Annotated in this window: 9 protein-coding genes and 1 tRNA gene; all 10 read left to right on the top strand. The window is 63.2% G+C overall.

Annotated elements, in window-relative coordinates:
• The first annotated feature begins 183 nt into the window (after nt 1-183).
• The 10 genes from NRS07_RS16765 (at nt 184) to NRS07_RS16720 (ending at nt 11,714) form a co-directional block, all read left to right on the top strand.
• Nucleotides 184-723, top strand: a complete 540-nt coding sequence (locus NRS07_RS16765) for a DUF4402 domain-containing protein (RefSeq protein WP_259208994.1) — start codon at nt 184-186, stop codon at nt 721-723.
• 32 nt (nt 724-755) lie between these two features.
• On the top strand, nt 756-1,250 hold the full coding sequence (locus NRS07_RS16760; RefSeq protein WP_259208991.1) for a DUF4402 domain-containing protein: 495 nt from the start codon (nt 756-758) through the stop codon (nt 1,248-1,250).
• 9 nt (nt 1,251-1,259) lie between these two features.
• Nucleotides 1,260-2,126, top strand: a complete 867-nt coding sequence (locus tag NRS07_RS16755) for a molecular chaperone (protein WP_259208989.1) — start codon at nt 1,260-1,262, stop codon at nt 2,124-2,126.
• A gap of 154 nt (nt 2,127-2,280) precedes the next feature.
• On the top strand, nt 2,281-4,857 hold the full coding sequence (locus NRS07_RS16750) for a collagen binding domain-containing protein (RefSeq protein ID WP_259208986.1): 2,577 nt from the start codon (nt 2,281-2,283) through the stop codon (nt 4,855-4,857).
• Between the two features lie 74 nt (nt 4,858-4,931).
• Nucleotides 4,932-6,158, top strand: coding sequence for an NAD(P)/FAD-dependent oxidoreductase (locus NRS07_RS16745; protein WP_259208984.1), 1,227 nt, complete (start codon nt 4,932-4,934; stop codon nt 6,156-6,158).
• Nucleotides 6,159-6,265: 107 nt separating this feature from the next.
• Nucleotides 6,266-6,478: a 30S ribosomal protein S21 gene (rpsU, locus tag NRS07_RS16740; protein WP_008451879.1), complete on the top strand. Its 213-nt coding sequence runs from the start codon at nt 6,266-6,268 to the stop codon at nt 6,476-6,478.
• 150 nt (nt 6,479-6,628) lie between these two features.
• Nucleotides 6,629-7,078, top strand: a complete 450-nt coding sequence (locus tag NRS07_RS16735) for a GatB/YqeY domain-containing protein (RefSeq protein WP_259208947.1) — start codon at nt 6,629-6,631, stop codon at nt 7,076-7,078.
• Between the two features lie 151 nt (nt 7,079-7,229).
• Nucleotides 7,230-9,026 carry a DNA primase gene (dnaG, locus tag NRS07_RS16730; RefSeq protein WP_259208946.1) on the top strand — a complete coding sequence of 599 codons (1,797 nt, stop codon included), beginning with the start codon at nt 7,230-7,232 and terminating at the stop codon, nt 9,024-9,026.
• 291 nt (nt 9,027-9,317) lie between these two features.
• Nucleotides 9,318-11,513, top strand: a complete 2,196-nt coding sequence (gene rpoD / locus NRS07_RS16725) for an RNA polymerase sigma factor RpoD (protein ID WP_373889833.1) — start codon at nt 9,318-9,320, stop codon at nt 11,511-11,513.
• A 122-nt stretch (nt 11,514-11,635) separates the two neighbouring features.
• A tRNA-Ile gene (locus tag NRS07_RS16720) sits at nt 11,636-11,714 on the top strand.
• Nucleotides 11,715-12,278: the final 564 nt, after the last annotated feature.

Genomic DNA, 12,278 nt, shown 5'->3' with positions numbered 1-12,278 from the left:
TTATTGCCTGGAACCGACAGAGTTGCTGATGTAACGCAAAAAGCCGTTATTATTTTCTTGCAACATAGCAAAACGATACTGAACAGCAACGCTTGATGTTTCTTGGAATACAAGGTTGCTACAAGTTCGTCAGAATAGTTCGGCGAAAAATGCCGCTCCATCACACTCTGAAGGAAGACAAGAATGACCAAGCTCGCTCGCTTTACCTCGACCCACCTTCCACTGGCCGCAATGGCATTGGCCATCGCCGCGACCGTTGCCGCCGGCAGCGCGAATGCCGCCAGCACGCAGGCAGCCACGTCCAGTACCGTGGTCACCCCGATCAACATCGTCAAGGCTGCCGACCTGTCGTTCGGCAGTTTCGCACCGAGCGGTTCCGCCGGCACCGTCACCGTCAGCCCGAACAACGCGCGCGGCGTGACCGGCGGCGTTACCGCCATGGCCGGCGGCAGCACCGCAGCCCAGTTCACCGTAACCGGCCAGGCAAGCTCGACCTATTCGATCAGCGTTGTCGGCACCACGCTGACCTCGGATGCGAACACGATGGCGTTTACCCCGATCACCGACCTGACCGCCAGCGCCATTACTTCCGGTACCGTCACGAGCGGCACCCTGACCGCTGGCACGCAAACGATCTATGTCGGCGGCATCCTGAGCGTCGGCGCCAACCAGGTGGCTGGCAGCTACAGCGGCACCGTCACCGCTACCGTCGACTACAACTGACACCGGCACGGCGGCGCAGTCTGTCCAGAACCATGCAGCCAGCTCGCTACCCGGCAGTCCTGGCCGCCGCCACCGTCATGCTGGCGGCGCTGGCACTGCCGTGCCAGCGCGCCGCCCAGGCCCAGCAGCTTTCGGTCAGCAACATGAGCAACCTCGACTTTGGCCGCTTCGTTGCCGGCAGCGGCGGCACGGTCGTGCTCAGTGCGGCCGGCGTGCGCTCGCGCACCGGGGGTGTCATCCTGCTTACTTCCCCGGCGACCGGCCCAGCCCGGTTCAACATCGGCAAGAGCGGCAACGGTGCCGGCGGCAAGGCAGTGATCATTTCCCTGCCGTCAAATGGCAGCGTCAGGCTAAGCAGTGGCGCCCATTCGATGGCGGTCAACAGCTTCGTCAACAATCCGCAGTCGATCGCTTCCGTCCCCAATGGTGGCGTTGCGCTGGGGGTCGGTGCAACCCTGGTCGTGGCACCCAACCAGCCGCCGGGCAACTACACCGGCTCGTTTCCCCTGACCGTTAATTATCAGTAGGACTACATCATGTTTTTCTCCCCGTTCGTCTCCGCTGCCCTGTTTCGCCTGCGCCAGGCGAAGCCCGGCCTGCTCGCCTGCCTGCTGCTGGCGCCATGCTTGCCCGCGCATGCCGAACTAATGCTGCACCCGACGCGCATCGTGTTCGACAAGAACCTGCGTGCGGCCCAGATCGAGCTGATCAACAATGGCAGCAAGCCGGCCAGCTACCGCATCGCGCTGGTGAACCGCCGCATGACCGAAGCCGGCCAGTTCGAGGCCGCAGACCAGGCGCTGGAAGGGGAGCGCTTTGCCGACGCGATGCTGCGCTATTCGCCGCGCCAGGTGACGCTGCAGCCGGGTACCGCGCAGACGGTAAGGATCATGTTGCGCAAGCCGGCCGAACTGGCCGACGGCGAATACCGCTCGCACCTGCTGTTCGACAAGCTACCGGAAGTCGCAGGCAATGCCAGCATCGAAAACCGCGGCGCCGAGGACGGCAAGATCGGCGTGGCGATCAATGCGATGGTCGGCGCCTCGGTGCCGGTGATCGTGCGCCATGGTAGCGTGGATGCACGGGTGAGCCTGGGCGCTCTCGCGTTGCAGCGCGACAGCGCCGGGCGCTCGCTGCTGACCCTGCGGTTCGAGCGCGCAGGCAGCAGCTCGGTGTATGGCGACGTGAGCGTGACGTTTACGCCGCGCGGCGGCAAGCCGCTCAACCTGGCCCAGGTGGGCGGACTGGCGGTGTACGCGCCCAACCCGGTGCGCCAGGCTACGCTCCCGCTGCAGGCCCCGGCCGGGGTGGCGCTCGCTGGCGGCACGCTCGACGTCGCCTATCACGACCGTCCGGAGGCGGGCGGCAAGCTGCTGGCGCAGGCCAGCCTGCATCTGCCGTGATGCCAGCCCGATGGTCCGGGAGCTTCCTTTGTCAATGTTTTTTGAGCAATAATCGTGGTGCAGGGCTGACCGCCGGTTAGCCACCACCAGGCGCTAGCACGCGCCTCCAGGCCCCATGCAGGTTTTTCGAACCGGATTACTCGTTGCAGGATTGATGTTGCTGCCGGCCTTGGCGCCGGTGGCGGCGGCGCCATCGCAGCAATCCGAGGCCAACCTGGTGCTGCTGGAAGTGCGGCTCGGCAACCAGCTGCTGTCCGATGCCGTAACCGGCTACGAGATCGGCCGCGATGTCTTTTTGCCGCTGGGCGAACTGGCGCGCCTGCTGACCCTGGCGATCCGCGTGGTGCCGGGCGAGGGACGTGCCAGCGGTTTCATCCTCAGCCAGGAGCGCGCCTTCAGCCTCGACGTGCCCGGGCGCGTGCTCGATTCGGCTGGCCGCCGCGAAGAGCTCGACCGTTCGCAGTTCAAGCTGCTGTCCGATGATATCTACGTGGCCAGCAAGACCTTGCAGCGCTGGCTGCCGGTCGACCTCGAGCTGGACATGTCGAGCCTGGCCCTGAAGGTGCGCCCGCGCGAGCAATTGCCACTGCAAGCCCGGCTGGAGCGGCGCAAGCATGGCAGCGCGCCGGGTGCGCCGGGCGGGTATGCCGATCCTGGCTACCCGCGCCTGGCCACGCCTTACCGGCTGGCCGACCTGCCCTTCATCGACCAGACCTTTGGGCTGTCCGCGAGCAAGACGGATGGCCGGCGCCAGGCCGACGCGGCCTATACGGCCTACCTCACCACCGACCTGCTCGGCATGGAGGCCGCGCTATATGCCAGCCGCAACCGGCAAGACCCGTCCTCGGGCCTGCGCCTGACGCTGGGCCGCAACGACCCCGATGCCGGCCTGCTCGGACCGCTTCATGCGCGTACCGCGCTGTTCGGCAGCGTGCCCTTGCCGGGGGTGGCGAATATCTCGCCGAGTAGCGCGACCGGCAATGGCCTGCTGGTCAGCAACCGGCCGCTCAACCAGCCGACCAGCTTCGACCGCCACACGCTGCAGGGCGCGCTGCCGCCAGGCTGGGACGTCGAGCTGTTCTACAACGATGCGCTGGTCGGCTTCCAGCAATCGCGCCCGGACGGCAAGTACAGTTTCGAAGACCAGTTGCTGGCCTACGGCCCCAACGAGTTCCGGCTGGTGTTCCATGGCCCGCTGGGCCAGCTGCGCGTGGAGCGCCAGAGTTTCTTGCTGGAGCAGTCGGCGGTGCCGCGTGGCGCGCTGTATTACGACGCCGGCGCCCACCGCGACCTGGCAGGGCGCGCCAGGGCGCTGGCGCAATTCGAATGGGGCGTGAGCGAGCGCATCAATGCGCTGGGCGGCTGGCAGCGCGTGCCGCTGCTCGACGGCAGCGCGCGCAGCTATGCCAACCTGGGCCTGCGCGCCTACTGGAACAGCCTGATCGCCACGGCTGACGCGGCCCGCGCCGACGATGGCGGCACGCTCGCCCAGCTCGGCCTGAAGACGCGGCTCGGCAACGTCGCCGTGTCGGCCAGCCATGCGCAGCTGGACAACTTCAGCAGCGACTTCTTCAGCCAGGGGGGCGACCCGGTGCGCAGCCGCGACGAGGTGCGCGCCGATGGCGTCGTCGCTGCCGGCGGCAACCGGTTTTTTCCGGTGGCGCTGCAGTTGCGGCACGACCGGCTGGCCTCAAGCACCCGCAAGCTCGACGTGCAGGCCCGGATCTCGGCCTACCTTGACGGCATTGCGCTGACCAATGCGCTACGCTGGCAAAAGCTCGGCAGCCAGGAGCTGGCCGACGGCTTGTTTCAGGTCAGCCGCCGGGTGGCAGGTATCGGCCTGAGCGGGCAGCTGCAGTACACGCTCACGCCCAATGCGACGCTTGGTAGTGCGGCGGTATCGGCCGACTATTACCTGAACGACGGTTACCTGCTCAACCTTGGCTTGACGCGCACCTTTCTGGACCGCGGGCTGCGCGCCACCGGCGCCCTCAACAAGAGCCTGGGCAGCTACGGACTGGGCATCAACGCGTATTACGCGAACCGCCGCGACTACGGCCTGGGCATGCAGTTCTTCATGGCCATGGGGCTGGAGCCGCGCGCCAGCCGCCTGATGCTCGACGCCCAGCCGATGGCCAACATGGGTGCGGCCTCGATCCGCGTCTTCCTCGACAAGGACCTGAACGGCATCATGGACGGCAGCGACGAAGCCATCGCCAATGCCGGCTTTACGGTCAATGGCGCCAACTATGCGGTGCGCACCGGCGCCAGCGGCATTGCCTACCTGGCGCGCCTGCCGACCCACCAGCATACCGACATCGCCCTCGATCCAGGTACGCTCGACGACCCGCAATGGCAGCCGCGCCTGCCTGGCGTACGCATCGTGCCGCGCCCGGGCAAGGTGAGCCAGGTCGAATTCGCGGTTCACCTCACGGGCGAGATCGACGGCACTACCTACCTGTATGCGAACGGCGCGCGGCGCGCGATCGGCGACCTGCAGCTGGAACTGGTCGATGCCTCGCGCAAGGTGGTGGCCAGCATTACCAGTGCGGCGGACGGCTATTACGTCCTTACCGGCGTTTTTCCAGGCAACTACTTTCTGCGCGTGTCGCCGCAGCAGCTCAAGCGGCTGGGCCTGACCGATACGGGCATGCACATGATTACCATCGAACCCGACGGAACGGTGCTCAATGGGCGCGACCTCGATGTGCGGGCGATGGATGAAGCCTAGGATGGCAGCGGCGCCCGAACCGGATACAATGCCCGGTTTGGCGATTTCTTCGCCAGCGCAAGGACACGGCAAGCATGGCAAAACACTACGATGTGGCAGTAATCGGCGCGGGCGCGGCCGGCATGATGTGCGCGGCGGTCGCCGGCCGACGCGGCAAGAGCGTGCTGCTGATCGACCATGCCACCAAGCTGGCCGAGAAGATCCGCATCTCTGGCGGCGGACGCTGCAATTTCACGAACATTAACGCCGGGCCGGCCAATTTTTTGTCGCAGAACCCGCATTTCTGCCGCAGCGCCCTGGCGCGCTACACCGCCCAGGACTTCCTCGACCTGGTCAAGAAGCACCGCATTCCGCACCACGAGAAGCACAAGGGCCAGCTGTTCTGTACCGAATCGTCCGAACACATCATCCAGATGCTGCGCGACGAATGCGATGCGGGCGAGGTCAGCTGGCGCATGCCGTGCAAGGTCGGCGCCATCGAGCAGCGTGACGGCGGTTTCCACATCACGCTGGACGACGGCGATGTCGCCTGCGACAGCGTGGTAATCGCCACCGGCGGCCTGTCGATCCCGAAAATCGGCGCGACCGACTTCGGTTACTGCATCGCTACCCAGTTCGGGCTGCAGATCGTCGAACCGCGTCCCGGCCTGGTGCCGCTGACCTTCGACGGACCGAGCTGGGAAGTGTTCGCGCCGCTGGCCGGCATCGCGCTGGAAGTCGAGGTGAGCACCGGCAGCGCAGGAAAAGCCAAAGGCGGGAAGGGCGGCCAGTCGAGGGGCGGCCATTTCCGCGAAGACCTGCTGTTTACCCACCGCGGCCTGTCCGGCCCGGCGATCCTGCAAATTTCGAGCTATTGGCAGCCCGGCACCCCGATCGTGCTGAACCTGCTGCCCGACATGGATGTGGCCGAGGAGCTGATCGGCGCCAAGACCACCGTCAAGAAGCAACTCGGCAACGTACTGACCCAGTGGCTGCCGGCGCGGCTGGTCGATGGCCTGCTGGCGGCCAACGGTTTCGCGCCCGACGCGCGCCTGGCCGACATGGCCGACGCCAGGCTGCGCAAGCTGGGCGACGCCATCAACCGCTGGGAGATCGTGCCGACCGGTTCGGAAGGCTACCGGAAGGCCGAGGTGACGCTGGGCGGCGTCGATACGCGTGAACTGTCCCAGCAGACCATGATGGCCAACAAGGTGCCGGGCCTATATTTCATCGGCGAATCGGTCGATGTGACCGGCTGGCTGGGCGGCTACAACTTCCAGTGGGCATGGGCATCCGGATTTGTCGCCGGCAGCAGCGTCTGACCGCCCATCGCCTGTGGAAATTGCGGAACAGGTCGATAAAACCTTCCACTGATCCGCAAACAATGCTAAACTTTCGTTCTTCATAAATCCAACGGTTTCATTTTTACATGACCACTATCCGCCTTAAAGAAAACGAGCCGTTCGAAGTCGCCATGCGTCGCTTCAAGCGCACTATCGAAAAAACTGGTCTGCTGACCGAACTGCGCGCACGCGAGTTCTACGAAAAGCCAACTGCAGAGCGCAAGCGCAAGCTGGCCGCTGCCGTGAAGCGCCACTACAAGCGCATCCGCAGCCAGCAACTGCCAAAGAAACTGTTCTAAGACGGCATCGCCGGCGCGATCCGGTGACTTTGCTGTCCCGGCGAGTCGCACATTGCCAGGAAGCCCGCTCCGGTAGCCACCGCGGCGGGTTTTGTCGTTGGCGCCTGTTATTTCTACCTAACATTGTTATTCATCCCAGACGGAGATCCCATGAGCCTGAAAGCACAACTGACCGAGGACATGAAGGCGGCCATGCGCGCCAAGGAAAGCGGCCGCCTGAACACCATCCGCCTGATGCTTGCCGACATCAAGCGCCGGGAAGTGGACGAGCAGATCGAACTGGACGATACCCAGGTGCTGGCCATCATTGAAAAGATGATCAAGCAGCGCAAGGATTCGATCTCGCAGTTCGAGGCTGGCGGCCGCGCCGACCTGGCCGATATCGAAAAAGCCGAACTGGTCATCCTGGCGGCCTACATGCCGGCTGGCCTGTCCGACGACGAAGTGGCCGCTGAAGTTGCCGCCGCCGTGGCCGCCACCGGCGCCGCCGGCCCGCAGGACATGGGCAAGGTGATGGGGGTGCTCAAGCCGAAGCTGGCAGGGCGGGCCGACATGACCGCGGTGTCGGCGCTGGTAAAGAAGGCCTTGGCCGGCGGCTGACAGCTGCGCTCGAACGCGTGGGCAGGGATTGCCCACGCTTCGGGAGGCGGAATGCCAAATTCAACCTGGCAATTGCCTTGTCCTAAATCAATTTGCAGTCAGCGCCGCGGTATAGTCTGGTCTGAGCTGAGACAAACACTGAGTACCACTAGTGATTCCGCAATCATTCATTACCGATTTGCTCAACCGTGTCGATATCGTCGATGTCGTGGGCCGCTACGTCCAGCTGAAAAAGGGCGGCGCCAATTTCATGGGGCTGTGCCCCTTCCATAACGAAAAATCCCCCAGCTTCACCGTTAGCCCAACCAAGCAGTTCTACCACTGCTTCGGCTGCGGCGCCCATGGCACCTCGATCGGTTTTTTGATCGAATACTCGGGCATGGGCTTCGTCGATGCCGTCAAGGACCTGGCCCAGGGCGCGGGCATGGTGGTGCCAGAGGCCGACGACAAGATTCCGCCGCAGCAGCGCGCCGCCCAGCAGGCGCAGGCGCTGGCCATGACCGATGCGCTGACCCAGGCCTGCACCTTTTACCGCGCCCAGTTGCGCGAGGCGCCCAATGCCATTGCCTACCTCAAGAACCGCGGCCTGACCGGCGAAGTCGCGGCCCGTTTCGGCATGGGGTACGCGCCCGGCGGCTGGGATAACCTGCGGTCGGTCTTCCCCGACTACGAGGCGCTGGCGCTGGTCGAGTCGGGCCTGGTGATCGACAAGGTGGACGAAGACGGCGGCAACAAGAAGCGCTACGACCGTTTCCGGGAGCGCATCATGTTCCCGATACGTAACACCAAGGGGCAGGTGATCGGCTTCGGCGGCCGCGTGCTCGATTCAGGCGAGCCAAAATACCTGAACTCCCCGGAAACCCCGCTGTTCCAGAAAGGCCTGGAGCTGTACGGCCTGTTCGAGGCGCGCCAGTCGATCCGCGACACCGGCTACGTGCTGGTGACCGAGGGCTATATGGATGTCGTCGCACTGGCCCAGCTCGGGTTTCCGCAGGCTGTTGCCACCCTTGGCACCGCCTGCACCAGCACCCACGTGCAAAAGCTGCTGCGCCAGACCGACACCGTGGTGTTCAGCTTCGATGGCGACAAGGCCGGCCGCCGCGCAGCCCGCCGCGCGCTCGAAGCCTGCCTGCCGCAAGTGAACGACGACAAGATCATCAAGTTTCTGTTCCTGCCGCCGGAGCACGACCCGGACAGTTTCGTGCGCGAATATGGTGGCGACGCATTTGCCCAGGAAATCAACGAGGCCATGCCGCTGTCGCAATTCTTGCTGCGCGAAGTCACTACCGAGCACGACCTGGCCACGCCGGAAGGCCGCGCCCACGCCCAGTTCGAAGCCAAGCCACTGCTGCAATCGATGGCGCCGACCGCGCTGCGGCTGCAGATCGTGCGCGGCCTGGCCAGCCTGACCGAGTCCACCCCGGCCGAACTCGAAGCCCTGTTCGAACTGTCGAAGCCGGTATCGGTGATCCGCAAGGCGCCGCCGCGCCAGGGCCGGCCCCAGCCAGTGGGCTTGCCTCTGCAAATGCTACGCATCCTGGTATCGCATCCGCACCTGGCCTTGCTGCTGGACGAGACCATCTTGCAATCGTTCGATTTCCTGGGGCAAGATGATGCCGACAGCTTGCGTTACCTGGCGAGCGTGGCGCAAGCACTGGGCGAGCACGGCAACTTCGCTGCACTGTCGCAGCAACTGAAAGAGGTAACGGGGGTGTACGACAGCATCATCTCGGAAATCGCTGCCGAACCGGAATCGGATATTGATGCCGATCGAATCTGTCTCATGAGCGCCGTACGCGAAATTAAGATTGACACGTTAAAGAAAGAGAGCAACCAGTTGTTGTCTTCTTCCAGCATGACCCCAGATCAGGTAACGCGCTATCGTGAAATTGCCGCGGAGCTAGACGCGCTTGACAAGGAGGCAATTGCCGAACGAGCGCCGCGCTGACGCTCTGCCGCATAGTGCCGGCAGGCAGTCTTCGCGACTGGAAAAACTAGGGGTGCGTGCTATAATAAAACGCTAACTATTGCAATCTTTGAAACCCTTTTTCGTTTCGACTGGGGTAGTGAGTTTGGGTTAGCGGGGCAACGGAAGTTGCTTGCAGGGTGATGTAAGGTGACAAGAAAGTTTATCTTTAACCATCGTAAAGTGTGAGTCGTCGTGACTTCGAAAGCGCCTGTGCCAACCAAGAAACCCGAAACCAAACTGGCTGAAAAAGCCACGAGAGCGTCCGCCACCGTGGACAAAGGTCAAGACACGGCCGAGGTTCGTACGGCGAGCCCGGCACCAGTGAGCCAGACCACCGATGCAGCCGCATTGGCCGCAATCGATACGTCCGGTTATGTCCTGCCATCCGTCAAGGTGCCGGGACGCCGCGGGCGCAAGCCGAAGGAATTCACGCCCGAGAACGACGAGATCGCCGCCCTCAACGCGGTTGAGCGCGCCGAACTGAAGGCCGCGGACAAGGCCAAGGCCAAGGACCGCAAGGCCAAGGAAAAAGCGCTGCTGAAAGACGCCTTCTCGTCGGATACCGAAGCGAGCGAAGAAGAACTCGAGATTCGCCGCAACAAGCTCAAGGCCCTGATCAAGTCGGGCAAGGAGCGCGGTTTCCTCACGTATTCCGAGATCAACGACCACCTGCCAGAGAACATCGTCGATCCGGAAGCGATCGAAGGCATCATCGGCACCTTCAACGACATGGGCATTGCCGTCTACGAGCACGCGCCCGATGCCGAGACCCTGCTGCTGTCCGACAATGTCGCCACCGTCACAAGCGACGATGAAGCCGAAGCCGCCGCCGAGGCCGCCCTGTCGACCGTCGACTCCGACTTTGGCCGCACCACCGATCCGGTCCGCATGTACATGCGCGAGATGGGCTCGGTCGAGCTGCTGACCCGCGAAGGCGAAATCGAGATCGCCAAGCGCATCGAACATGGCCTGAAAGACATGATCCAGGCGATCTCGGCCTGCCCGGTGACGATTGCCGAAATCATCGACGCCGCCAGCAAGATTGACAAGGACGAGATCAAGATCGACGAAATCGTCGACGGCCTGGTCGACGCCGAAGGCGAGGAGCAGAATGTGCAGGTTCCCGCGGCCGCGACCTCGTCCGACGACGACGAAGACGACGACGACGCAGAAGAAGGCGCCGAAGAAGAAGAAGAGGAAGAAGCCGCCAGCGCATCGGGCGCAGCCGGCTATTCGGCCGAGCAGCTCGAAGCGCTGAAGCAGTCGGCGCTGGCCAAGTTCAGCCACATCGCCCAGCAATTCGACAAGATGCGCAAGGCCTTCGAGAAAGACGGCTACAACAGCAAGGCCTACGTCAAGGCGCAAGAGGCGATCTCCAACGAGCTGCTGGGCATCCGCTTCACGGCAAAAGTGGTAGAAAAGCTGTGCGACACGCTGCGCGGCCAGGTCGACGAAGTGCGCCACATCGAAAAGCAGATCCTCGACGTCGCCGTGAACCGCTGCGGCATGCCGCGCGCTCACTTCATCAAGGTCTTCCCCGGCAACGAAACCAACCTGGAATGGGTCGATGGAGAAGTTGACGCCGGCCACGCCTATAGCGCCATCCTAGGCCGCAACATCCCGACCATCAAGGAACTGCAGCAACGCCTGATCGACCTGCAGGCGCGCGTCGTGCTGCCGCTGCCAGACCTGCGCAATATCAACCGCCAGATGGCGGCCGGCGAAATGAAGGCGCGCAAGGCCAAGCGCGAGATGACCGAGGCCAACCTGCGCCTGGTGATTTCGATTGCCAAGAAATACACCAACCGCGGCCTGCAATTCCTCGACCTGATCCAGGAAGGCAATATCGGCCTGATGAAGGCGGTGGACAAGTTCGAATACCGCCGCGGCTACAAGTTCTCGACGTATGCCACCTGGTGGATCCGCCAGGCCATCACCCGCTCGATCGCGGACCAGGCGCGCACCATCCGTATTCCGGTGCACATGATCGAAACCATCAACAAGATGAACCGGATCTCGCGCCAGATCCTGCAGGAAACTGGCGCCGAGCCAGACCCGGCAACGCTTGCCATCAAGATGGAAATGCCGGAAGACAAAATTCGGAAGATCATGAAGATCGCGAAGGAACCGATTTCGATGGAGACGCCTATCGGCGACGACGACGACTCGCACCTGGGCGACTTCATCGAAGACAACAACACGCTGGCGCCGTCGGACGCCGCGCTGCACGCCTCGATGCGTGGCGTGGTAAAGGACGTGCTCGATTCGCTGACCCCGCGCGAAGCCAAGGTGCTGCGCATGCGCTTCGGCATCGAGATGTCGACCGACCACACGCTGGAAGAAGTCGGCAAGCAATTCGACGTCACCCGCGAGCGCATTCGACAGATAGAAGCCAAGGCCCTGCGCAAGTTGCGCCACCCATCGCGCTCGGACAAGCTCAAGAGCTTCCTGGAGGGCAGCAACTGATTGTTGCCGTCCGGGCTTGACGGCGCTGTACTAAAGGCAATATCCTCTCGCCACTCTGCTCCACGGTAGCACGCCGCAGGAAGCAGATGGCAAGAACGATTCTTGCCACTGTCCCGATTTTCGGGCCTCTAGCTCATGCTTGGTTAGAGCAGCGGACTCATAATCCGTTGGTGCCGTGTTCGACTCACGGGAGGCCTACCAATATAGTTTTTGGTTTGAATTCAAGCTCTTGCGAGAAATCGGGAGGGCTTTTTTTCTGTGCGGCCGGCGCAAGATGGCTAAAAAAGCGGGCTTCGCCGGGAAACTGTAGGAATTGAATGATTCGAGTCAAGCGTCCGCTCGACGATCGAGAATCATTAATCGCCTATATCACGAGACGCTGCGCGTATCGGCACGCCAGGGTCCGGCGTAGCGACGCTGACGGCTAGCTCGGTGGAAGTTTCCGTTAGAGTGCAAGGTTCAGCTACAGATACGAACAACCTTCGTTGCCCCGGTACAGGTCGATGCTGATCAGCCCGGTAGCCGGCATCGGGGTTCCCATAAGTTCCGCCACCGAGGTCATATCGGGGTCGAACAGCCTATTACTGCGCATCACTTGACGCACCGTGACCGTCGAGCCCGGTCCAATATCCCGGCGCGGCAGCGCATGCTGCCTGCCGCGCTCGGTTCCCTGACGGGCGCATGAATCGCCAGCCATCTCCTCGGTAGAACACGTGCAGGCGCACCCGGCATCCGCGCGCCGGTAGCGCCTGCGGTTCTCTATAC

Origin of the sequence: Massilia sp. H6 (assembly GCF_024802625.1) — a bacterium.
Taxonomy (GTDB): Bacteria; Pseudomonadota; Gammaproteobacteria; order Burkholderiales; family Burkholderiaceae_D; genus Telluria.
Note: the sequence above shows the minus strand (reverse complement) of the source record. Positions and strands in the feature narration are given on the sequence as shown.

Coding starts and splice junctions, on each gene's coding strand:
- NRS07_RS16765 (WP_259208994.1), top strand. CDS start 184: ATGACCAAGCTCGCTCGCTTTACCTCGACCCACCTTCCACTGGCCGCA.
- NRS07_RS16760 (WP_259208991.1), top strand. CDS start 756: ATGCAGCCAGCTCGCTACCCGGCAGTCCTGGCCGCCGCCACCGTCATG.
- NRS07_RS16755 (WP_259208989.1), top strand. CDS start 1,260: ATGTTTTTCTCCCCGTTCGTCTCCGCTGCCCTGTTTCGCCTGCGCCAG.
- NRS07_RS16750 (WP_259208986.1), top strand. CDS start 2,281: ATGTTGCTGCCGGCCTTGGCGCCGGTGGCGGCGGCGCCATCGCAGCAA.
- NRS07_RS16745 (WP_259208984.1), top strand. CDS start 4,932: ATGGCAAAACACTACGATGTGGCAGTAATCGGCGCGGGCGCGGCCGGC.
- rpsU (WP_008451879.1), top strand. CDS start 6,266: ATGACCACTATCCGCCTTAAAGAAAACGAGCCGTTCGAAGTCGCCATG.
- NRS07_RS16735 (WP_259208947.1), top strand. CDS start 6,629: ATGAGCCTGAAAGCACAACTGACCGAGGACATGAAGGCGGCCATGCGC.